23 protein-coding genes are annotated in these 24,086 nt (G+C 30.1%); 17 read left to right on the forward strand and 6 right to left on the reverse strand.

Annotated elements, in window-relative coordinates; genetic code table 11:
- Positions 1–46: 46 nt before the first annotated feature.
- Genes WHD08_RS13050 through WHD08_RS13060 form a run of 3 tightly spaced genes read right to left on the reverse strand, consistent with a single transcriptional unit; the run spans position 47 to position 2,472 of the window.
- Entirely contained in the window at positions 47–400 is a 354-nt protein-coding gene (locus WHD08_RS13050; RefSeq protein ID WP_165731689.1) for an SdpI family protein, read from the reverse strand.
- Between the two features lie 28 nt (positions 401–428).
- Positions 429–1,295 carry an acyl-CoA thioesterase gene (locus WHD08_RS13055; RefSeq protein ID WP_208890533.1) on the reverse strand — a complete coding sequence of 289 codons (867 nt, stop codon included), beginning with the start codon at positions 1,293–1,295 and terminating at the stop codon, positions 429–431.
- A complete protein-coding gene (locus WHD08_RS13060) occupies positions 1,282–2,472 on the reverse strand; it encodes a peptidogalycan biosysnthesis protein (protein ID WP_205860219.1) in 1,191 nt (396 codons plus the stop codon). Before WHD08_RS13060 ends, WHD08_RS13055 begins: the two co-directional genes overlap by 14 nt.
- A 421-nt stretch (positions 2,473–2,893) precedes the next feature.
- On the opposite strand from WHD08_RS13060, the gene WHD08_RS13065 reads away from it, so the two are divergent.
- The 7 genes from WHD08_RS13065 (at position 2,894) to trxA (ending at position 10,862) form a co-directional block, all read left to right on the forward strand.
- Positions 2,894–4,006: an efflux RND transporter periplasmic adaptor subunit gene (locus tag WHD08_RS13065; RefSeq protein ID WP_208890532.1), complete on the forward strand. Its 1,113-nt coding sequence runs from the start codon at positions 2,894–2,896 to the stop codon at positions 4,004–4,006.
- A gap of 4 nt (positions 4,007–4,010) precedes the next feature.
- Positions 4,011–7,211, forward strand: a complete 3,201-nt coding sequence (locus tag WHD08_RS13070) for an efflux RND transporter permease subunit (RefSeq protein ID WP_208890531.1) — start codon at positions 4,011–4,013, stop codon at positions 7,209–7,211.
- On the forward strand, positions 7,198–8,526 hold the full coding sequence (locus WHD08_RS13075; protein ID WP_208890530.1) for a TolC family protein: 1,329 nt from the start codon (positions 7,198–7,200) through the stop codon (positions 8,524–8,526). The genes WHD08_RS13070 and WHD08_RS13075 overlap by 14 nt, the downstream gene beginning before the upstream one ends.
- 66 nt (positions 8,527–8,592) lie before the next feature.
- Positions 8,593–8,724 carry a hypothetical protein gene (locus tag WHD08_RS13080; protein WP_261972279.1) on the forward strand — a complete coding sequence of 44 codons (132 nt, stop codon included), beginning with the start codon at positions 8,593–8,595 and terminating at the stop codon, positions 8,722–8,724.
- 127 nt (positions 8,725–8,851) lie between these two features.
- On the forward strand, positions 8,852–9,484 hold the full coding sequence (locus WHD08_RS13085; protein WP_208890529.1) for a Crp/Fnr family transcriptional regulator: 633 nt from the start codon (positions 8,852–8,854) through the stop codon (positions 9,482–9,484).
- 51 nt (positions 9,485–9,535) lie between these two features.
- Entirely contained in the window at positions 9,536–10,543 is a 1,008-nt protein-coding gene (locus WHD08_RS13090) for a Tll0287-like domain-containing protein (protein WP_208890528.1), read from the forward strand.
- A gap of 19 nt (positions 10,544–10,562) precedes the next feature.
- Entirely contained in the window at positions 10,563–10,862 is a 300-nt protein-coding gene (gene trxA / locus WHD08_RS13095) for a thioredoxin (RefSeq protein WP_208890527.1), read from the forward strand.
- A 148-nt stretch (positions 10,863–11,010) separates the two neighbouring features.
- Here the strand turns inward: trxA and nadB are convergent, their stop codons facing one another.
- Both nadB and nadA read right to left on the reverse strand, forming a co-directional pair.
- Positions 11,011–12,600 carry an L-aspartate oxidase gene (gene nadB, locus WHD08_RS13100; protein ID WP_244183312.1) on the reverse strand — a complete coding sequence of 530 codons (1,590 nt, stop codon included), beginning with the start codon at positions 12,598–12,600 and terminating at the stop codon, positions 11,011–11,013.
- 9 nt (positions 12,601–12,609) lie between these two features.
- Positions 12,610–13,605, reverse strand: a complete 996-nt coding sequence (nadA, locus tag WHD08_RS13105; RefSeq protein ID WP_165731697.1) for a quinolinate synthase NadA — start codon at positions 13,603–13,605, stop codon at positions 12,610–12,612.
- A 104-nt stretch (positions 13,606–13,709) separates the two neighbouring features.
- Between nadA and WHD08_RS13110 the strand changes: the two genes are divergently transcribed.
- Positions 13,710–14,291, forward strand: coding sequence for a methyltransferase domain-containing protein (locus WHD08_RS13110; protein WP_208890526.1), 582 nt, complete (start codon positions 13,710–13,712; stop codon positions 14,289–14,291).
- A gap of 41 nt (positions 14,292–14,332) precedes the next feature.
- On the opposite strand, the gene WHD08_RS13115 is transcribed toward WHD08_RS13110, so the two are convergent.
- A complete protein-coding gene (locus WHD08_RS13115; RefSeq protein ID WP_208890525.1) occupies positions 14,333–14,938 on the reverse strand; it encodes a TlpA family protein disulfide reductase in 606 nt (201 codons plus the stop codon).
- A 376-nt stretch (positions 14,939–15,314) separates the two neighbouring features.
- On the opposite strand from WHD08_RS13115, the gene WHD08_RS13120 reads away from it, so the two are divergent.
- The 9 genes from WHD08_RS13120 (at position 15,315) to WHD08_RS13160 (ending at position 24,015) form a co-directional block, all read left to right on the forward strand.
- Entirely contained in the window at positions 15,315–16,646 is a 1,332-nt protein-coding gene (locus WHD08_RS13120) for a cytochrome ubiquinol oxidase subunit I (protein ID WP_208890524.1), read from the forward strand.
- A 3-nt stretch (positions 16,647–16,649) separates the two neighbouring features.
- Entirely contained in the window at positions 16,650–17,723 is a 1,074-nt protein-coding gene (gene cydB / locus WHD08_RS13125; protein ID WP_208890523.1) for a cytochrome d ubiquinol oxidase subunit II, read from the forward strand.
- A gap of 15 nt (positions 17,724–17,738) precedes the next feature.
- A complete protein-coding gene (locus tag WHD08_RS13130; RefSeq protein WP_165731702.1) occupies positions 17,739–18,035 on the forward strand; it encodes a hypothetical protein in 297 nt (98 codons plus the stop codon).
- Positions 18,036–18,124: 89 nt separating this feature from the next.
- Positions 18,125–18,736, forward strand: a complete 612-nt coding sequence (locus WHD08_RS13135) for a TetR/AcrR family transcriptional regulator (RefSeq protein WP_208890522.1) — start codon at positions 18,125–18,127, stop codon at positions 18,734–18,736.
- 1 nt (position 18,737) lies between these two features.
- Positions 18,738–19,988 carry a TolC family protein gene (locus WHD08_RS13140; RefSeq protein ID WP_208890521.1) on the forward strand — a complete coding sequence of 417 codons (1,251 nt, stop codon included), beginning with the start codon at positions 18,738–18,740 and terminating at the stop codon, positions 19,986–19,988.
- 96 nt (positions 19,989–20,084) lie between these two features.
- Complete coding sequence (locus WHD08_RS13145; protein WP_208890520.1) at positions 20,085–20,990, forward strand: HlyD family secretion protein; 906 nt, start codon at positions 20,085–20,087, stop codon at positions 20,988–20,990.
- A gap of 134 nt (positions 20,991–21,124) precedes the next feature.
- A complete protein-coding gene (locus WHD08_RS13150; RefSeq protein ID WP_208890519.1) occupies positions 21,125–22,027 on the forward strand; it encodes an ABC transporter ATP-binding protein in 903 nt (300 codons plus the stop codon).
- Positions 22,028–22,083: 56 nt separating this feature from the next.
- Positions 22,084–22,812 carry an ABC transporter ATP-binding protein gene (locus WHD08_RS13155; protein ID WP_208890518.1) on the forward strand — a complete coding sequence of 243 codons (729 nt, stop codon included), beginning with the start codon at positions 22,084–22,086 and terminating at the stop codon, positions 22,810–22,812.
- A gap of 96 nt (positions 22,813–22,908) precedes the next feature.
- Complete coding sequence (locus WHD08_RS13160) at positions 22,909–24,015, forward strand: ABC transporter permease (protein ID WP_208890517.1); 1,107 nt, start codon at positions 22,909–22,911, stop codon at positions 24,013–24,015.
- Positions 24,016–24,086 lie beyond the last annotated feature (71 nt).

The raw sequence follows: 24,086 nt of genomic DNA on the forward strand, positions 1-24,086 counted from the left end.
GAAATAAGATTTTTTCAATCAACTATTTTTTAGTTTGAAAAAACTTTTAATTTTTCTTCTTTTTACCTTCTTCAGTAAAATTATCGTTTATTGCTCTTTCTGTTTTTATAACACTAACTAAAATAGACAATAGCGCTAAAACCATTGGTTGCCAAGTTAATTCTATAGTAGCAAAGTTTACAAGAGCTAAAGCACCTAAAAACGAAATACCAGAGTAGATTAAAAAACTTTTATTGAAATTAGCATTTGCAAAATCCCATATTTCTTGGTTTAGCATTGCTTTTGGTGTTTTGTAACCATAAATTCCATTCACTTTTTTTGGAGGGAATTTCCAAAAAAGAATACTGATTAAAAATAATAAACCGTTTGTGGTAAGTATATATATTAAAGTTTCACTCATAATTCTAATTTTTTAATTTTGCTACTACCTACTTTTTCAGAGGTCTTAACAATCCTTCTTGCGCTACAGAGGCAATTAATTTACCGTCTCTTGTAAAAATATTTCCTTTAGATAAACCTCTAGCTCCAAAAGCATTTGGAGATTCTACAGAATACAACATCCAATCATCAAAATCGAAATCTCTAAAAAACCACATAGAATGATCTAAACTTGCAGTTTGAGTATTTCCAAAATTGTAATTACTTGCATTCGGATTAAAAGCGGCGTTTAGTATGTTATAATCAGAAATATAGGCAAGAATTTCTTGTTTTGTTCTAAAATCCATTTCTTGCTTTTTACCTTTTAAGCGAAACCAAACTTGCTCATTGGGAGGTAAGTTTTCTGGTTGTAACGGGTTTGGTATTCTTACCGGTTTAAACTCTATAGGTCTTTCTATACTTAAAAAGTATTTCATAGATTTTGGTAAAAAATCACCAAATTTTTCCAACATATCATCCCAACTCAATAATTTTTCTGGTTGTTTTATGCTAGCATCAAATGTAGCTTGATGTTCAAAACCATCTTCTTCTTTATGAAATGAAGCCGCTAGAATAAAAATAGTTTTTTCATTTTGGCTTGCAGTAACTCTTCTTGTAGAAAAACTACCTCCATTTCTTACTTCTTGTACATGATAATTAATAGGAATTGTTAAATCTCCAGCCTCTAAAAAATAAGAATGTAAAGAATGTAAAAAACGATTTTCTGGTATGGTTTTATAAGCGGCATTAACTGCTTGTGCTATAACTTGTCCGCCAAAAACATTTGGACTACCAATGGTTACGCTATTTCCGCTAAAATTATGATTGCCTAAATCTTCTAAATTTAAAAGTGAAATTAATTCTTTAGTGTTTTTCATACTTAGTTTCTAAAGTTTTAAATGGAAATTTTTGTTGAAATGGAGTTGGTTGAACTCTTTGCAAAAATAACTTTAAAATTTTGTTTTTAATAGTTTTCTGATGACGAAGATACATGGTTAAATCTTGAGGAACTGCGCCAACAGAACTTTTTATTTCGCTGGCAGTTCTTCCAAAATTAATGGTTTTTAAATTTTTATCGATGGCAATTTCTATATAATCGTACAACATTCTTTGGTAAATAGCATGCTCTCTATTTAATTGATAATCGATGCCTACAAAATGTGCGTCTAAAGATTCTTGGTTGATAATTCCAGATACAAATCCTACAATTTTATCATCCAAACAATAAGATTTTAAAATATAATTTTCTCCGAACAGTTTTTTAAAATCTCTGTAAGTTTCTAGATTAAAAACACCTAAATTAAAATCTGCATTAGAGGCTACTTTTTCATACAGTGTAGTCATTTCTGGCAATATCTTATCAATGTTTTCTAAAGTGACATCTTTTATTATAATTGCAGCGCTCTGTTTAAAAGCTTTTTTAGCTTTTACCCTAAATTTGGTTTTCATAGCAGCTAAATAATCATCAAAATTTTGCCAATTTTCATGTAATTGAAGCTTCATATTTGGCTCTACAGAAAACGGATGATAACTAAATTTTTTTAAGGTATCTGTTATGTCTAACGATTCCTTTGTAAAATCTTTTACAAGGAGTGCATCAATTTGTTTTTTTAGTTTTTTATCAGAATTTACAAAGTGATTAATGCTTTCTGCTAATTCTTTTAGAATGGCTTTTTTATCTTGATTTTCCGCTATAAAAATACCATGTTCTCCACTCACAAAAGGATTTCCGCAGATAAGCAGTTGTAACGGTTTTTTATCAGGAAATACATGCAGTTTCTTTCCAATATCTTTTAAAACTTCGAAGTCGTTTTTTATAGAATTTAGTTCAAAATTAATTATTGTTAAACAAGCAAAAGCTGTTGGCTTATTTTTTTGATCAACCAAAACAATATATGAAAACGTTATTTCTGGGTGATTTTGTTCTAAATACTTTAAGAAATCTGGATGAAAATAACTGTTTTTTCTACAATTTAAAGCATCCCATATTTGGGAAGGAATTTCATCAATAGAAGAGAAAAATTTGGCAGTATTTGTATGGGTGCAACAAATCAAATTAATTATATAGTTTTAGTTTTCTAAAAGGACTTTCTTTAGGTGCAAAGTTCCGTTTTCTTTAGTAATAATATTACTTTTTCTAAGGTAAATTTAGGTATTAACAATTTAAACAACTGTTATCTGATTGTTTTCAGCATTAAAAAACAGCCTATTTTAAGATTTTTAATTCCTAAAACGATGGTACCTAAAAATGACATTCTAATTTATGTTTTTTTACTGGTAAGTAATAAGTCGTAATACAAGGGTAACTGCTTACTAATTGGTTTATAATCTTTAACTTTTAACTCAACAATTAAAAATTATAACGTTTCTTTAACATTCTTACTTGTAAACTATTTAACGTGCTGAACGTCTTAAAAGTATATTTGCAAAAATCCAATACTTTATAAGTATAAATTAAAAGTACAACTAACCAATTATGAGAAAGATTATTCTAGCGATCCTAGGTGTTTTAACAATTGTAGGTGCTATCTTATTAGGCAATTACCTTATTGATAAAAACCAAAAACCAAAACCAACATTTGAAAGACAAATAAAAACTGTTTTTGTAGAAAATGTAATTAATAAAAATATTCCTATTATTTTAACTGCAAGCGGAAGCTTAATTGCAAAAAATAAAATAGAAATCTACTCTGAAGTTTCTGGAGTTTTAAAAGTTTCTAATAAATTATTTAAGGCAGGTACAAAATATAACCGTGGTGAAACTTTATTAGGTATAAATAGCGATGAATTTTACGCGAGCTTACAGTCTCAGAAAAGTAACTTGTATAATTTAATTACAGCTATTTTACCAGATTTACGTTTAGATTATCCGGTTGAATTTAAGAATTGGGAAAATTATTTACAAGGTTTTGATATGAATAAATCAACACCAAAATTACCTAAATTCTCATCAGATAAAGAAAAGTACTTTATTTCTGGACGAGGAATTTTAACAGCATATTATAATGTTAAAAACCTAGAAGTACGTTTGTCTAAACATCAAATTAGAGCTCCTTTTTCGGGTGTTTTAACTGAAGCTTTAGTTAGCCCTGGAACTTTGGTTAGAGTTGGTCAGAAATTAGGTGAATTTATAGATCCTAAAATATATGAAATGGAAGTTTCTGTAAATTCAGAATATGCAGACTTATTAAAAGTTGGTAATTCTGTTGACTTATCTAATTTAGAAAAAACAAAAAAATACACAGGAAAAGTGGTTCGTGTTAACGGAAAAGTTGACCAAGTAACACAAACTATAAAAGCATATGTAGATGTAATACATGCCGATTTAAAAGAAGGTATGTTTTTAGAAGCAGACTTAGTTGCAAAATCGGAAACTGATGCTATCGAAATTTCTAGAAAATTATTAGTAGATAACCAATCTGTTTATACAATTAAAAACGACAGTATTTTAACGTTAACAAATATTCAACCAGTTTATTTTGGTAGCGAAAAAGTGGTGATTAAAGGTTTAGATAATAATCAAAAAATATTAACACAAGTATTGCCAGGTGCTTTTGACGGTATGATTGTAAAAATTAATAAACAGTAATTAGATGAAAAAAATAATTACATATTTTATTAAATATCCTGTTGCGGTAAATGTCTTTATTATTGCATTTGTAGCTTTTGGTTTAGTGGGCGCTCTTACAATGAAATCGTCTTTTTTTCCGTTGACAGACTCAGAATTGATAAACATATCTTTAGCATATCCAGGTGCTTCTCCTGCAGAAATGGAAGAAGGTGTTGTTCTTAAAATTGAAGATAATTTAAAAGGAATTGTTGGTGTAGACCGTGTAACCTCTGTTTCTAGTGAGAACTCTGCAACGGTAAATATAGAGGTAGAAAAAGGGAAAGATATAGATGTTGTTTTAACAGATGTTAAAAATGCGGTAGATAGAGTTCCGTCTTTTCCTTCTGGTATGGAGCCTGCTGTAATTGCAAAAGTAGAAAATATTAGACCAACCATTAGTTTTACGATTAGTGGAGACGATATTTCATTAGGTTCTTTAAAACAGTATGCTAGAAATATAGAAAATGATATTAGAGGGATTGAAGGAATTTCTCAAGTGTCTCTTTCTGGATTTCCAGACGAAGAAATAGAAATTGCTGTAAAAGAAAACGATTTACGTGCGTATAATTTGTCTTTTACAGATGTAGCAACGGCTATTCAAAACTCTAATCTTTTAATAACTGGAGGTAATATTAAAACTGCTCAAGAAGATTATTTAATTAGAGCAAGTAATCGTTCTTATTATGGTGTAGAATTACAAAACCTTATCGTTAGAACGGAAACAAACGGACATATAATTCGCCTAAAAGATATTGCAGAGGTTAAAGATACTTGGTCTGAAACTCCAGATAGATTATACTACAATGGTAATTTGGCCATTGATATTTCTATAAGTAATACAAACAATGAAGATTTACTTTCTTCTGCGGATAAAATTAAAGAATACATCCACAAATTTAATCAGCAAAACCAAAATATTCATTTAGATATTACAGATGATAGAAGTGTTACTTTACAGGGTAGAACCAAACTTTTAATAGAAAATGGAGTTGTAGGTATTTTACTTGTACTTTTCTTTTTAGCATTGTTTTTAAATCTGCGTTTGGCAATTTGGGTGGCCTTTGGTTTGCCTATTTCATTTTTTGGAATGTTTATTTTAGCAGCACAATTTGATGTTACTATAAATATCTTATCGCTGTTTGGTATGATTATCGTTATTGGTATTTTGGTGGATGATGGAATTGTAATTGGAGAAAACATTTATCATCATTATTATGATTTAGGTAAATCTAAAATTCAAGCAGCCATAGATGGTACAATGGAAGTAATTCCGCCAATTGTTTCGGCAATACTAACGACTATTATTGCTTTTTCGACCTTATTTTTTGTAGATGGTAGAATTGGTAATTTCTTTAGTGAAGTTTCTACAGTTGTACTTTTAACATTAACAGTTTCTTTAATTGAAGCCTTAATTATTTTACCAGCACATATTGCACACTCTAAAGCTTTAGATAGAAAAAGGAAAGAAAATGGTGAAGTGAAAAAGAAGAATGTAATTGATGCTTTTTTTAATAAAATAAACAGATTTGCAGACGGATGGTTAACAAAAGTAAATGAAAAACTATACGTACCTTTTTTAAAGTTTTCTTTAAAAAATAAAATATTTGCTTTTTCAATGCCTATTGCGTTGTTAATCTTTAGTATAACATCTATTGGTGGAGGAATTGTAAGAACATCGTTTTTTCCTTCTATTGCAAGTGATAAAATACAAGTAACCTTAAAAATGCCACAAGGTACAAACGAGCAAATTACGGATTCTATAATTTCTAAAATTGAAGAAAAAGTTTGGTTGATAAATAAAGAATACACAGCAAAACAATCCGGAAACGAGCAGGTTGTACAAAATATCATAAAAAGAGTTGGTCCAGGAAGTGCGAATGCTACTTTAAATATCAATTTATTGGCAGGAGAAAGTAGAGAGTTTTCATCACCAGAAATAACAAATTCTATTAGAGAAAAAGTAGGAAAAGTGTACGGTGTAGAAAGTTTAATTTTTGGTTCTGGAGGTAATTTTGGAGGAAGTCCAGTTGCAGTTTCTTTATTGGGAAATAATATTGAAGAGTTAAAAGCTGCAAAAGCAGAATTAAAGCTAGAGTTAGAAAATAATCCTTTATTAAAAGATATTTCTGATAATGATCCGGCAGGAATTAAAGAGGTAAGCATTACTTTAAAAGACAATGCCTATTTATTGGGCTTGAATTTACAATCTGTAATGGCGCAAATTCGTAATGGTTTCTTCGGATTTCAAGCACAACGTTTTCAAAGAGGACAAGACGAAATTAAAGTCTGGGTACGATATAATAGAGAAGATAGATCTTCTATTAAAAACTTAGATGATATGCAAATTGTAGCTCCAAACGGATCAAGAATTTCGTTTTCAGAAATTGGAACGTATCAAATTAAAAGAGGAGATATTGCTATAAATCACTTAAACGGAAAAAGAGAAATTCAAGTTTCTGCAGATTTAAAAGATCCAAAAGAAAGTGCAACTGAAATTTTAGATGATATTAAAACACGAGTAATGCCGTTAATAATTTCTAAATATCATTCTGTATCTCCACTTTACGAAGGTCAGAATAGAGAGGCCCAAAAAACCATAGATTCTTTAGAATGGTTAAAGTGGATTATTTTAGGCTTAATTTATATTGTAATAGCGTTTACATTTCGTTCTTATAGTCAGCCGTTGTTATTACTTATAATGATTCCTTTTAGTATGATTGGGGTCGTTTTAGGGCATTATATTCACGATTTTCCAATCAACATTTTATCTTGGCTAGGTATTATTGCACTGGTAGGTATTATGGTAAATGATGGGTTGGTTTTAATAGGTAAATTTAACGCTTATTTAAAAGAAGGAATGTTATTTGATGACGCTTTAGTCTTGGCTGGTCAATCTCGTTTTAGAGCAATTTTCTTAACTTCTTTAACTACAGTAGCTGGTTTAGCCCCTTTAATGTTAGAAAAAAGTAGACAAGCACAATTTTTAATTCCGATGGCAATTTCTATTTCTTACGGAATTGCAATTGCTACTATTTTAACCTTGGTAATGTTACCATTATTATTGTCTGTTTCTAATTCTATAAAAGTTGGACTTAAATGGTTGAAAACAGGAGATAAAGTAAATAAAGAGGAAGTAGAAAGAGCAATTATAGAATCTAAATTCGACGAACATGAAGATCATTAGAAAAACCATATTATTAGTAGGGTTTTTATCGACTTTACAAGGAATTTCACAAGAAATTTTAACGAAGAAAGAGGCACTAGAAATTACCTTAGAAAATAATTTCGGAATTAAAATAGCAAACAATAACTTAGAAGTTGCAAACAACAATAAAAGTATTTACAATACTGGTTTTTTGCCAACCGCAACCGTTACTTCGGGTGCAAATTATAGTAATAATAATCAAACCAACACACCACAAACGGGAGCGGCAACATCTACTACAGGTGCTGTAACTAAGTCTTATAACGCAAGTATTGGTTTAAATTATACTCTTTTTGATGGATTGGGAAGAAAATACAATTATCAGCAATTAAAAGAAACCTATAATTTAACCGAATTACAAGCTAGAGAAACGATAGAAAATACGTATTTACAATTGTTTACGGCGTATTTTCAAATTGCAAGGTTATCAGAAAATAAAACAAATTTAGACGAAGCATTGTCTATTTCTAAACAACGTTTACTGCGTGCAAAATATCAATACGAATACGGGCAATCTACCAAGTTAGAGTTGTTAAATGCAGAGGTAGATGTAAATAATGATAGCATAACATTAATAAGTGCTAAACAGCAGTTAAGCAATGCAAAACGTGGTTTAAACATTATTTTAGGAATTGAAAAAGTAGTAACTTATAATGTTGAAACGGAGGTTGTTTTTAATAAAATGATGAATTTAGAGGAACTTCAGCAAAAAACAATTGCTAATAATTCTACCCTTAAACAAAATGAAAAAAACATTGCAATTAGTGAGTTTAATATTAAAGTAAATAAGGCTAATTATTTACCTTCTTTAGCTTTAAATACATCTTATGGTTGGAACCAGAATGATAATGAAAACCTTGCCAATGCCTTTCAGCCAAAATCTACATCATCTAACGGGTTAAATGCTGGTTTAAGTTTGTCTTGGAATTTGTTTGATGGTGGAAGCACAAAAACGAAGGTTGCCAATGCAAAAATTGATTTAGAAAATCAGCAAATACTATTAGAGCAACAAAAAGTGACCATCAATAATAATTTAAAAAATACTTGGGAGAATTATCAGAACCAATTATTTATTATAAAAGCACAAGAAAAAAATGTGTCAACAACACAGAATAATTTCGATAGAAGTACAGAGCGTTATAAATTGGGACAAATAACATCTATAGAATTTAGGCAAGCACAAATTAATTTACTAAACTCTAAAACATCTTTTAACAATGCTAAATTTGATGCAAAACTGATAGAATTACAACTTTTACAATTAAGTGGAGATATTTTAAATGTCAATTTTTAAAAACTGATTTTGGTCATATTTTAAAATAATCTTATGTTTTATTTTTGAATTCAAAATTATATGAATATGAGCTTTTTAAATATACCACAAGTCTCTTGGGTAAACGGTACCATTATGATAGGCATTTTTGCATTGGTTGTTGTTGGCCTAGTTGTAGCCGTTTACTTATTAATGAGCACAGATAAAAAAGCAAAATAATTTTATTTTCCCCCTAATATTAATAAAAGCCTGAGTTTATCTTGGGCTTTTGTTATTGCAATAAACTAGAATATACTTTATTTTTACACTAGGTTTCACTATTTTTATAGGTAAAAAATAAAGTATAATGACAAGTAAGTTAGAAATTAATTTTGGTTACCTTTTTGAGGAAGATTTAATTTTAGAAATAGAAAAATTGGGTGTTTCTAAAACTTTTAAAGAAGATACAACCATTATAGAAGTTGGAGATTATATTAAATCGATGCCTTTATTAATTTCTGGAGCTATTAAAATTCTTAGAGAAGATGAAAAAGGAGATGAAATTGTTTTATACTATTTAGAAAAAGGAGATACTTGTGCCATGACACTTTCTTGCTGTATGGGACAAACAAAAAGTAAGATTAGAGCGGTTGCAGAAACAAATGTTGAATTAATTATGTTGCCAAAAGAAAAAATGGCAGAGTGGTTAGGAAAATATAAATCTTGGCAATCTTATATTTTACAAACGTATCATAATAGAATGGATGAGCTTTTAGAAGCCTTAGATACCATCGCTTTTCTAAAAATGGACGAACGCCTTTTTAAATATCTTAAAGATAAGGCAATGGTTACCCACAATGATGTTTTAAATGTTACCCACAAACAAATTTCTGAAGATTTACATACGTCTAGAGTTGTCATTTCTAGATTGCTTAAAAAGTTAGAAAACGAAAGTAAAATTCAATTATTTAGAAATAGTATTAAGGTTTTAGAACTGTAACATTAGTTACTGTGTAATTTAAAGTGGTGTCTTATTTTTGTAATAAAAAAGATGAAATCTCTTACATTAATCGTCGTAATTGTCTTAGTTTTTGGTTGCAAAGATTCTAAAAAACCCACATATTCTAAAGGAAACGATGTCTTAGAAACTCAAGAACATGCCGGTAAAAAGTTATTAGAAACAAACTGTTACGTTTGCCACAACCCAACAACGATAGAAGATAATAGAATTGCACCACCAATGATTGCTATAAAAAAGCGTTATTTAATGGGGAATAACTCTAAAGAAGCATTTATAAAGTCGATACAAGATTTTATTAAAAACCCAACAGCAGAAAATGCTAAAATGTATGGGGCTGTAAAACGTTTTGGAGTAATGCCAAAACAAGCTTTTCCTGAAGAAACTATCAAAGAAATTTCAGATTATATGTTTGAGTTTGAAATTGAAAAACCAGAATGGTTTGAGGAACATTATAATCAACAACATGGTAATGGAAACGGAGGCGGTAAAGGAATGGGAAATAGCACTGGAAACGGAAAACAAAGACAGCAGCAAGGAAATAATTTTAAAAACTTATCTTATAGCGAAAGAGGTTTAAAATATGCGCTATCCACCAAGGCTGTTTTAGGCAAAAACTTAATGAGTAAAATTCAAAAAGAAGGAACTCTAGCATCATTAAATTTTTGTAATGTGCAAGCTTTTCCTTTAACAGATAGTATGTCTGTTGTACATAAAGCAACCATAAAAAGAGTCTCTGATAAACCAAGAAATATTAAAAATGTTGCAAACACTTTAGAAAAAGGTTATATTAATATTTTTAAAGAAGAGGCTAAAAAAAATAAAGAGTCAGAACCAATTGTAGTAGTATCTTCCGAGGAGGTAAAAGTATATTATCCTATCAAAACAAATAGTATGTGTTTGCAATGCCATGGAAAACCAACCTCAGATATTAAAAGCACTACATTGGCACAAATAGACAAGTTATATCCAAAGGATTTAGCATTTGGATATAGTGAAAATCAAGTAAGAGGAATTTGGAGTATTACCTTTAATAAATAATCATATAAAGTTCTTAGGCATGAGTAATTTTTCAGAAATTATAAATCAAGATAAACCTGTTTTAGTAGATTTTTTCGCAGAATGGTGCGGACCATGTAAAACCATGAGTCCAATTTTAAAAGAAGTAAAAGATGCATTAGGTGATGCAGTTTCTATTGTTAAAATAGATGTTGATAAAAATCAATCGTTAGCTGCAAAATATGAAGTTAGAGGTGTACCAACCTTAATTTTATACAAGTCTGGCAAACAAGTTTGGAGACAATCTGGTGCAGTACCTAAAAACCAGTTAATCACTATTATAAATAACAGTGGTAAGTAATTTAATACTAGGTTGATTAGAAATAGTTTTCTAAAAAGGACATTTTTGTCAATCTAAATTTATTTCAGATTCTTATGAAGGTAGAACTTGATTAAGTTGATGTTTTGAAAAAGTTAAGTCTTTTAAACCTTTTTTTAGACAGCCTCTTTTATTTAGAAATACAATCTAAACTATAAAAACCACCACAATTTTCGGTTCTCTTTTTAGAAAATTGAGTAATTAAATATGCCGTTGTAATTAAGTTTCTTAATTCGCATAAATCTATAGAAAGTTCAGAATGGTCATAAAGGCGTTTGTTGTCTTCATAAAGTACTTTTAAACGCTTTTCTGCTCGTAACAAACGCTCGTTAGAACGCACAATACCTACATAATTCGTCATAATAGTTTTTACTTCATTTCTATCATGCGTAAGCAATACTTTTTCCATGTTTTTAATAACACCACTATCATTCCAAACCGGAATATCTTTTGGTCTTTTGGCTTTATTGTATTTTTTAGAAATACTTAAAAAGGCGTTGTGAGCATAAACCAAACCTTCTAATAAAGAATTAGAAGCCAATCTATTTCCGCCATGTAAACCAGTTCTTGTAACTTCGCCACAAGCGTATAATTTTTTGATAGATGTTTTTGCTTTTTTATTCACATTTACACCACCACAAATGTAATGAGATGCTGGTACTACAGGAATATAGTCTTTGTTTACATCAATATTTAAAGAAGCACATTTTTCTGTAATATTAGGAAAATGTTCTTTAAATTTTACCATGTCTAAATTGGTACAGTCTAAATATACATGCGGTTTTCCACTCTTTTTTAATTCATTATCAATGGCTCTTGCAACAATATCTCTAGAGGCTAATTCTTCTCTTTCATCATATTTATGCATAAAAAAATCACCATTGTAATTTCTTAGTTTTGCACCAAATCCTCGCACAGCTTCGGATATTAAAAAGGCAGGATATTCGCCTGGGTTGTACAACGCTGTTGGATGAAACTGTATAAATTCCATGTCAGAAATTTCTGCCTTTGCACGGTATGCAATTCCTATTCCGTCTCCAGTTGCCACAGTTGGGTTTGTAGTAGTTTCGTAAACTTGCCCATTTCCTCCTGAAGCTAAAAGTGTAAACTTACTTACAAAGGTTTTTACTTTATCTTCATTAATATCTAAAACATAAGCACCATAACAAGAAATTTTGCCATTTCGCTTTGTTTTAGTCTTTTTAGTTTGATGTTCTGTAATTAAATCTATCGCGTAATGATAGGTAAGAAATTCTATATTTTGTTGTGCATTTACTTGCGCTAATAAAGCACGTTCTATTTCTGCACCTGTAATATCTGTATGATGTAAAATTCTGTTTTGAGAGTGTCCGCCTTCTCTACCTAAATCATAATTTCCTTTTTCGTTTTTATCAAACTTTGTTCCCCAATCTATTAATTCTTGTAATCTTTCTGGAGCATCTCTAACCACCATTTTAACAACCTCTTCGTCACATAAACCATCACCTGCAATTAAAGTGTCTTCTATATGTTGTTTAAAAGTGTCAACTGTTTTATTATAAACGGTAGCAATACCACCTTGGGCATATTTTGTGTTAGATTCGCTTTGTTTGTCTTTAGTAACAATAACAACTTTAGCGTCTTTGTGTTCAAGAGCAACTTTTAAAGCAAAAGTTAATCCAGAAACTCCAGAACCGATTATTAAAAAATCGGTAGAGATTATGTTTTTATCAGGTAACATTTTAAGGCGTTATTTAGAAAGTTCTAGCATTCTGTTGATAGGAATTATTGCTTTTTCACATAATTCTGCTTCCACTTCTATATTTGGTAATTCGTGTTTTAAACATAAATACAATTTTTGCATTGTATTCATTTTCATATAAGCACATTCGCTACAAGCACAAGTATTATCTTCTTTTGCAGGAGCAGGAATTATTTCCTTATCAGGATTTTCTTGTAACATTTGAAACAATATACCAGCTTCTGTAGCAACAATAAATTTCTTTTTATCGCTGTTTTTTACATGGTTTAAAAGACCAGAAGTAGAGCCAATATATTTGGCTACTTTAAGCATATGCGCTTCAGATTCTGGATGCGCAATTAATTCTGCATCTGGATGTTCTTGATATAAGTCAATTAACTTTTCCATAGAAAAAGCTTCATGAACCATACAAGCGCCATCCCAAAGTAACATATCTCTTCCTGTTTCTTTATTTAAGTAAGCTCCTAAATTTCTATCTGGAGCAAAAATAATGGGTTGATCTTGTGGTATAGAATCAATAATTTTTCTAGCGTTAGAAGAGGTACAAACGTAATCGCTTAATGCTTTTATTTCTGCAGAGCAATTAATGTAAGTAACAACTAAATGATCTGGATGTTTCTTTTTAAATTCTGAGAATTGTTCTGGCGGACAAGAATCTGCCAAAGAGCAACCTGCTAGTAAGTCTGGTAATAAAACTTTTTTAGTAGGGTTTAATATTTTTGCGGTTTCTGCCATAAAATGAACTCCTGCAAAAACAATAATGTCTGCATCTGTTTTTGCTGCTTGTTGTGCTAAGGCTAAACTATCACCTACAAAATCTGCAATTTCTTGAATCTCATCTATTTGATAATAATGCGCTAAGATAACTGCATTCTTCTCTTTTTTTAGTTTCAAAATCTCCTCAACATAATCAATATTAGGAGTTTCAATATCTAAAAATCCTTTTTTGTTGAGGTTTTTTTTTGCACTAACTAAAGTTTTCATAAAAAGTGTTTATTATTAACTACGTTGCAAATATAAACTCTATTTTGTTGGTAGGAAAATGATTGCCATCATTCTGTTAAATTATGATTATAATAAGCTAAAAAATGAACTTATCTGAAAAATTTTGGGAAAACAAGTACCAAACAAACAAAGTTGGTTGGGATTTAGGAGCGGTTTCACCTCCATTAAAAACATATTTCGATCAATTAACAAACAAAGAATTAAAGATCTTAATACCTGGTGGAGGAAATTCTTACGAAGCAGAATATCTTTTTAATAATGGATTTACCAATGTTTATGTGGTAGATTTAGCTAAAAGTGCCTTAGAAAATATTAAAAATAGAGTTTCAGGTTTTCCAGAATCACAATTAATTTTAGGAGATTTTTTTGATGTAGATCAAACTTTTGATTTGATTATTGAACAAACTTTTTTCTGTGCAATTCATCCGGATTTAAGAGAAAAGTATGCATTGAAAATGAATCGTCTGTTAGGCGAAAACGGGAAATTAGTAGGCTTGCTTTTTGATGCAAAACTAAATGATGATCATCCACCTTTTGGTGGAAGTAAAACAGAATACATCACTTATTTCGATTCTCATTTTACAATGGATGTTTTTACAGCATGTTATAATTCTTACCCAAACAGACAAGAAATGGAGTTGTTTGTGAAGTTTTTGAAGAAGTAATATACGAGAGTCTAAAAGGTGTGTTTTATGTGAGTCTTAATCTATTTGATGTTTTCTAGAAATACTTTAAATTCATCCGTATTATAATTAGCCATTCCCTCATGTGTTAATACAATATTTTTATCAGCATCAATGATGTAAGTTGTTGGTAATGCAGACGATTGTAACATTGCAGGCAAGTTACTGGCAAGTGTATATATTGGTAAATTATATCCTTTTTTCTTATTAAAAGCCTTTGCTGTTTCAAAATCTTTATCAAAAGACAGCAGTATAAAAGCGACATCATTACCCATTTCTTTATGTAATTTACTAATACTTGGCATTTCTGCAATACAAGGAGGACACCACGTTGCCCAATAATTTAGAAATATTACTTTGTCTTTTAAATCTGCTAAAGATGTCATTTTACCATCGCCATCTATCAACTTTACATTTAAATCAGCTTTTGTGTATTCAGAAATGGTTTCAGAAGCATTTTTATTTGTTATTTCCTTTACATTAGGGTTCATTAACCCAGTAGCCAATACGCCTCGTTGTACGAAACCAATAACTTCTGTATGCAAACCTGTAACATAAAGTGTAATTATTATGAAGACAAAAACTCCGTTCTGAATCCACGTTTTCTTGGTGTTTTTATCTTTCTTCATTTTATTATTTTTTAAGAAATTATATCTTTTTTTAACTTTTCTATTTCTAATGTCAATTTATGTAGGATGTTTTATAATTGGTAATTATAAAGTTTGTCCCATCAATATCCTTAATTTTTAAGAAAATTAAAAAGCAACATAATTTCTAATTTATTTTACATTTTTATAAAGTACAAACATAAATAAAATAAGACTTTACGTAGGTAACACTAGTTACCAAACTTGTTAAAGTAATATTAAATAATAGCACCTCTATGTGTTCTTGTTTTATTAAATTTACCAATGTAAAATATGGTTTAGCTACTTATGTTACATAGGGAGTGTAAGACAATGTATATTTTTGCAGATATTAATAAGTATAACAAGTATTTTTAATATGGAAGACATGATTTTTTATGATAGACTGCAGTTTGCATTTACTATCACCTTTCACTACATATTTCCGCAATTGACAATGGGACTTTCTTTAATGATTGTTTATTTTAAATGGAAGTATTTAAGAAATAATGATGAAAAATATAATGATGCTGCAAAGTTTTTTATGAAAATTTTTGCCATTAATTTTACAATGGGAGTTATTACAGGAATTCCTATGGAATTTCAATTTGGTACCAATTGGGCAAAATTTTCTGAGTTAACGGGTAGTATTATTGGGCAAACCTTAGCAATGGAAGGTCTGTTTTCTTTCTTCTTAGAATCCTCTTTCTTAGCACTCTTTATTTTTGGTGAAAAATTAATGGGGCAAAAACTCCATCTTTTAACAGGTTTTTTAGTCTTTTTAGGTTCTTGGGCAAGTGGTTGGTTTATTTTAGCGACCAATGCTTGGATGCAACATCCTGTAGGGTATGAAATTTTAGATAATGGAAAATTTGTATTAGAAAATTTCTCTTCATTGTTTTCAAACCCTTGGTTATTACCTGCTTTTTTACACAATCAATTTGCATCTGTAGTAACGTCTTCTTTTGTGGTAGCCAGTATTGGTGCTTTTTATATTTTAAGAAAGAAACAAATAGAATACGGAAAACTATTTCTAAAAACAGGTGTAATATTTGGGTTGGTTTCGAGTGTTTTGGTGGCTTTTCCCACGGGAGATTGGAACGCTAAGAATGTTGCCAAATACCAACCAGCTGCTTTTGCAGCCATGGAAGGAATTTTTGAAACAGAAGAAGCTGGAGCAGAAATTGTTTTGATTGGTCAGCCAAATATGGTTGAAAAAAAGTTAGATAATAAAATTGCAGTTCCTAATATTTTAAGTTTTTTAACGCATCAAGATTGGAATAAGCAAATTCCTGGAATGGATCAATTTAAAGAAGAAGAATTGCCAGATAATATTCCAGCACTTTATTATTCATATCATATAATGGTTGGTTTAGGTACTATTTTTATTGGTATTATGGCATTAGCACTTTTCTTTTTATGGCGAAAAAAATTGTACACTTTTAAGCCATTGCTCTGGTTTATTCTGTTTTTGGTTCCGTTTCCATACATTGCTAACCTTACAGGTTGGTACACGGCAGAATTGGGGAGACAACCTTATTTAGTATACGGATTGCTAAAAACAAGCGATGGTGTTTCACCAACGGTGTCTTCGGGAAATACTTTATTTACCTTATTGGGTTTTGTTGCTTTATACATGCTATTAGGACTATTATTTTTAGTTTTAGTTGGCAAAACGATAAACGAAGGTCCTAAACTTCAAAAACATTAAACGATGGAAATATTTTGGTACATTATAATAGCAACTGTTTTAGGGATCTTTTTTGTTTTAGACGGATATGATTTCGGAACAGGAATTATTCATTTATTTTTTGCGAAAAAAGAAAAAGATAAAGAAGTAATTACAAAATCTGCAGGTTTATTTTGGGACTCTAATGAGGTTTGGTTAGTGGCTGCAGGTGGAATGCTCTTTATGGCTTTCCCTACTTTTTATGCTTCTGTATTTAGCGGGTTCTACTTGCCCTTAATCATCGTTTTATGGTTGATTATTTTTAGAGCAATTGGACTTGAATTTAGAAGTCAATTTAAGTTTCAAATGTGGAAAGATATTTGGGATGTTTCTTTTGGAGTTTCTAGTTTATTATTAGCCTTATTTTTTGGAATTGCGCTAGGGAATATTGTGAGAGGTGTAAATTTAGGTGGCGTAGAAAACGGAACCTCTGTTTACGAAGGACATTATTTTTTCTTACCACTTTGGGATAGTAGTTTTAGCCCTTTAACAGAACATCCAGGAGTTATCGATTGGTTTACGATTATTATAGGTTTAATTTCTGTAGTAACTTTAGCAATACACGGTGCTAATTGGATAATTTTAAAAACTAATTCGTCTATCAATTTAAAATTAAAAGGTGTTATTTTTAAGTTGAATATTGTTTTAACAATTCTTACTATTTTTTCGGTAGCAGTTTGGCAAATTGTAAATCCAGACTCTTTAAATAATTTTGTTGATAAACCTTATTTATTAGTATTCCCAATGCTGTATTTTACAGGATTAGTTGGTTTGTTTTTTATCAAAAAAATTAAAAAAGATGTGCATGCTTTTTGGTTATCAACGTTATTAATATTAGGAGGAATTACTTCTTCTTTGGCTTCTTTATTTCCAGTTATTTTACCTTCTGTTAACGATGTTCACGAGCCACTTACTATATACAATACTGCGGCACCAGAATACGGTTTGTCTATTGCATTTATTTGGGGGATTATTGGTATTATCTTAGTTGTGATTTACGCAATTATCCAAAAAATATTAAAGGGTGGTAAAGTTGATAAAATGGATTACGGTCATTAGTCTAAATCTAATATTATGACAGAAACATTAATTTCTTTACTGAGTATTTTGTTAGGAATAATTGGAGCGATTGGTTTTGGTATGCTGTTTAAAAAATATTCATTTGGTATTGTAGGCAATACAATAGCGGGTGTTTTTGGAAGTGTCTTTTTCATTAAATCATTTGGACGATTAGGCTTTAATCCGCAATCGATAATGCAACATGGTACATTTAATACTTCATTATTTATAATTAACTGCATCGTCTCCGTTTTAGGAGGTGTTTTAGGGTTGATTATCATTAAAAAAATCTATAATAAGCTTAATAAATAACTGTTTATATAGCTTACATGATATAAGTCATCTTATCTAGTTTCAATTCATTATACATTTGTTAACCAATTGGTTAAACTAAATAGTTAATGAGCGGGACTAAAAACGAAAATACAGAAGAACAAATTTTAAATGCAGCAAAAAATGTATTTCAATCTAAAGGAATGGATGGTGCTCGCATGCAAGAAATTGCCAATGAAGCTGGCATAAACAAAGCGATGCTTCACTATTATTATAGAAGTAAACAATTACTTTTTGAAGCTGTATTTAAAAATGCATTTTCATTATTGGCGCCTCAATTAAATGCAGTTTTAAATGACGATTCATCCATAGAAGAAAAGGTACGAAATTTTTCATCAAACTATATTTCCTTTATTGAGAAGCATCCTTATTTACCTAATTTCATTATTCAAGAATTGAATAGAAATCCTGATTTTATGTTAAAAATGAAGGAAAATAATGGATTTCCAAATCTAGAAAAATTTAAAAAACAGGTAGCTCTTGAAGTTAAAAATGGTACTATCAAAAATGTTAATGCAGCACAATTATTTATCAATATTCTAGCCTTAAATGTATTTCCTTTTATAGCCAAGCCTTTAATTCAAGGTTTAATTGCAGTTGAAGAAGACGGATTTCAGAAACTCATAGAAGATCGTAAAACTGAAGTTGCCGATTTTATCATTAATTCAATAAAAAAATAAGATGAAAAAAGTAGTATTCATTTTAATAGCAATACTAAGTATCTCGGCATTTGCGCAAGAGCGTTTAACGCTTAATGATTGTTATAATTTAGTAGAAACAAACTATCCTTTAATTAAGCAACATCAGTTGTTAAAGACGCAACATCAATTAGATACAGAAATTATTTCGAATTCGAAATTGCCACAAATTAACTTAGATGCACAAGCAACGTATCAATCTGATGTTATTGAAATTCCGATTCCGAATGCGAATATAAATCCCTTGAATAAGGATCAATACAAAGCAACTTTATCTGTAAATCAATTGATTTATAATGGTGGTTTAACAGCTGCTAATTTAAAGGTTAAAAAAGCGCAATTTAAAACAAAACAAAAACAAGTGGATACGAATATCTATCAGTTGAAAGCACAAATTAATCAACTGTATTTTTCTGTTCTATTAACCCAAGAAACGTTCAACTTATTAGAAGCTAAAAAAAAGCAATTAGAAGCTAAACTAAAGGAAGTACAATCGGGTGTAAAACACGGCATTTTATTGCCTTCTTCGGATAGTGTTTTAGAGGCAGAATTATTAAAAATTAAGCAACAATTTATAGCAATTGAAAGTCAGAAAACAACTTTAATTAATACTTTATCGAGTTTAATTGGGCAATCTGTAAGTACCGCTACAAAGTTTGAAAAACCTTTAGTTAAAACGGAATTACAAACAGAAATATCAAGACCCGAACTAGATTTATTTCAATTGAAAAAGGAAGAAATAAACAGTCAGGAAGCACTTATTTCTAAACAAAATTCGGTAAAATTAAATGGCTTTGCAACTGGCGGTTATGGAAATCCTGGGTTGAATATGCTTGATAATTCTTTTCAATCCTATTATATAGTGGGGGTTAAATTACATTGGAATGTGTTTGATTGGAATACCAATAAAAAACAACAAGAAACAGTGGCAATTAGCAAAGATATCATAGAAAATGAAACTGAAATATTTAAACTAAACACCAATATAGAACTTAACAAACAACAACAAGAAATTGAAAAGATTTCAGCTTTTATAAATTCGGATGAAGAAATCATCAATCTTCGTAAGAAAGTATTGAAAACATTAGATTCTCAACTTAAAAATGGGGTGATAACATCATCAGTTTATGTAACAGAATTCACCAATCTATTTGAAGCAGAAAACACTTTATTAAGACACAAAATACAAGTACAATTAGCAAAAGCGAATTATAATACGATAAAAGGAAAGTAAATATTTTCTGCAGATAACGCAGATATGCGCAGAGAAAAGTGATAATATAAAAATCTGCGAAAATCCTTGTAATCTGCGGGAGAAAAAACATACAAAATGAAAAACTATAATTACATATTAACATTAAGCATAATTGCTACAACTCTATTTTCCTGTGGAAACAACAACGATAAAGCTGATGGTTATGGGAATTTTGAAGCTACAGAAATAACTATTTCAGCAGAAAATAACGGGAAATTAATTCAGTTTTCTATAGAAGAAGGCGATCAATTAGAAAAAGACCAATTTGTAGGTTTTATAGATACGGTACAACTCGCTTTAAAACGAGAACAATTAATCGTTTCAAAGTCTGTAATTAACTCCAAGTCTAAAGGAGTTTTATCACAGATTTCTGTGTTAAATTCAAAATTAAAAACTGCCAGAATTAATAAAACTAGAGTAGAAAATTTAATTAAAGACAATGCCGGTACGCAAAAACAATTAGATGATGTTTCTGGTGAAATAGATGTTATTAAAAGTCAGATTAGAAGTGTAGAAATTCAGAATGCACCTGTTGTAAACGAACTAAAAAGTATAGATGTTCAATTAAAACAAATTGACGATCAAATTAAAAAAAGTAAAATAATAAACCCTGTAAACGGAACCGTTTTAACCAAGTTTGCAGAACCAAATGAAATTACTGCTTTTGGAAAGCCTTTGTATAAAATTGCAGATTTAAGTACTATGGAACTACGTGTTTATATTAGTGAAACACAATTGGCAAACATTAAAATCGGACAAAAAGTTACGGTTAAAATTGATGCTACTGAAGATATGAAATCTTTTGAAGGTACTATTAGTTGGATTGCTTCTGAAGCAGAATTTACGCCTAAAATTATTCAAACTAAAGAAGAACGCGTTGCTTTGGTATATGCTGCAAAGGTGAATGTGGCTAATGACGGAAGCTTAAAAATTGGAATGCCTGCAGAAATGTGGATTAATTCAGTTAGCAGTTCTCAGTAGCAGTTGGCAGTTAAAAAATTAGGAATTTGATATAATAGTTTAGTTGTTACCAAAACACCTCTGTGAAACTCATTTTACTCTGTGTAATAACTCATAAAGCGATATCACGGAGTAACACATAGAAAAAAAAGAAAATGTCTATAATTATAAAAAATATTAGCAAATCTTATAAAAAGGTAAAAGCTTTAGAAGACATTTCTTTGGAAGTAAAGCCTGGAGAACTTTTTGGCTTGATTGGTCCGGATGGAGCAGGTAAAACCACTTTGTTTAGAGTGTTAACCACGCTTTTAATTGCTAATGAAGGTGTTGCCACCGTTGCTGGTTTTGATGTAATTACAGACTATAAAAGTATTCGGAAAAATGTTGGCTATATGCCTGGGAAATTTTCATTGTATCAAGATTTAACAGTGGAAGAAAATTTAGATTTTTTTGCTACTATTTTCGGGACAACCATTGAAGAAAATTACGATTTAATAAAAGATATTTATGTGCAGATAGCACCCTTTAAAGATAGAAGAGCAGGAAAATTATCTGGAGGAATGAAGCAAAAATTAGCTTTGTGTTGTGCGTTAATCCACAAACCGAAAGTGTTGTTTTTAGATGAACCAACTACAGGAGTTGACCCCGTTTCTAGAAAAGAATTCTGGGAAATGTTAAAACGTTTGCAGCAAAAAGATATCACCATTTTGGTTTCTACACCGTATATGGATGAAGCTGCTTTGTGTGATAGAATAGCCTTAATTCAGGATGGAAAAATTTTAGAAATTGATACGCCAGAAGCCATTGTAAAACATTATCCGTATCAAATTTATAATGTAGGCGCAAACAACATGTATCAGCTTATTAATAATTTAAAAGAGTATGAATTTAACCATAGTGTATATCCTTTTGGAGAGTTTGTGCATTATACAGATACAAGAGAAAATTTTAATCCGAATGATTTAAAAACATACTTGGAATCGAAAAATTTATCTAATGTTTTAATAGAAAGAACATCAGCAACTATAGAGGATACTTTTATGGAATTAGCAAAATAAACAACGTATTAGACTTCATAAGTTTTTAAAACCTGTGAGGTCTCTAATAAAACAAAATGAACAATAACAAAGTTATACAAGTAGAAGAATTAACCAAAATGTTTGGAGATTTTTCAGCCGTCAACAAAATTACTTTTGAGGTTGAAAAAGGCGAAATATTTGGTTTTTTAGGCGCAAATGGTGCTGGAAAAACAACGGCCATGAAAATGCTGATTGGTATTTCTACTCCCACTTCTGGTAAAGCAAAAGTTGCAGGTTTTGATGTGTTTACACATGCAGAAGATATCAAAAAAAACATTGGTTATATGAGTCAGAAATTTGCTTTGTATGACGATTTAACAGTGAAAGAAAATATTATATTTTTTGGCGGAATTTATGGTTTATCAAGAAAACGAATCAAAGAAAAATCAGAAATTTTAATAGCAGAATTAGGCTTAGAAAGTGTTGCAAAGAAGTTGGTTGGGTCATTACCATTGGGGTGGAAACAAAAGTTATCCTTTTCGGTGTCTTTGCTTCACGATCCAAAAATTGTTTTTTTAGATGAACCCACAGGAGGCGTAGATCCAATTACCAGGCGTCAGTTTTGGGAATTGATTTACAAAGCTGCGCACCAAGGAACTACGGTTTTTGTAACCACACACTATATGGATGAAGCAGAATATTGCGATAGAGTTTCAATTATGGTAAATGGAAAAATTGAAGCTTTAGACACGCCAAAAAAATTAAAAGAACAGTTTAAAGTAGATAATATGAATGATGTGTTTTTAAAACTTGCAAGGGGTTGAAAAATAGTTTTCAGTCACAGTCACAGTATTCAGTAGAAAAAACTCAGCGAATCTCTGTGAGTTCTCTGTGAATCTCAGTGTAATAATTTAAAGGAAATGAAAAGATTTATAGGCTTTATAAAGAAAGAATTCTACCATATATTTAGAGATAGACGCTCGTTGTTTATCCTCTTTGGAATGCCGATTGCTCAAATTATGCTATTTGGTTTTGCTATTACCAACGAAATCAACAATGTAGATATTGCTATTTTAGATCATTCTAAAGATGCCACTACAGAAGAAATTATTAATAAAATAGCGGCCTCAAAATATTTCAGTATCAAGCAAATTATTGAAAAAGAAGCTGATATTGAAACTATTTTTAAAAAAGGACATGTAAAAGCTGTTTTAAATTTTGAAAAAGATTTTAGTAAAAACTTGATTAAAGAAAACAAAGCAACGGTTCAGATTATTACGGACGCTACAGACCCAAATACGGCGAATACCATTAGTAATTTTGTAAATGCGATTCTTCAAAAATATCAACAAGAATTAAATAAAGAAATTACAATTGCATATCAAATTATTCCGGAAACACGCATGGTGTATAACCCAGAACTAAAAAGTGTGTACATGTTTGTACCTGGAGTTATGACTATTATTTTAATGTTGGTTTCTGCAATGATGACCTCTATTTCTATTACCAAAGAAAAAGAATTAGGTACTATGGAAATACTTTTAGTATCGCCATTAAAACCATTTCAGGTAATTATTGGTAAGGTGTTTCCTTATATTTTTCTATCCATAATTAACGCTGTCGTTATTGTTTTGCTGAGTATTTTTATCTTTAAAATGCCAGTTCAAGGAAGCTTATTATTGTTAGGTTTAGAAAGTGTTTTATTTATTATTTCTGCATTGGCTTTGGGTATTTTAATATCCACTATTTCTGCAACGCAACAAACTGCCATGATGATTTCTTTAATGGGGTTAATGCTGCCTGTAATTTTATTATCTGGTTTTATATTCCCTATAACAAGTATGCCATTTCCATTGCAAGTGATCAGTAATATTATTCCTGCTAAATGGTTTATCATCATTATAAAGGGCATTATGTTAAAAGGAGTTGGATTACAATATGTATGGAAAGAAACCTTAATTTTATTAGGAATGACCGTGTTTTTTATAGCCTTAAGTATTAAAAAATATAAAATTAGATTAGAGTGAAATAGTTTGCAGTCACAGTAAAGAGTAGCAGTATTCAGTTAAACAAAAAAGTGAAATTTAGATAAGAGTAA

The sequence above is a fragment of the Polaribacter sejongensis genome (assembly GCF_038024065.1).
GTDB classification, from domain to species: domain Bacteria; phylum Bacteroidota; class Bacteroidia; order Flavobacteriales; family Flavobacteriaceae; genus Polaribacter; species Polaribacter sejongensis.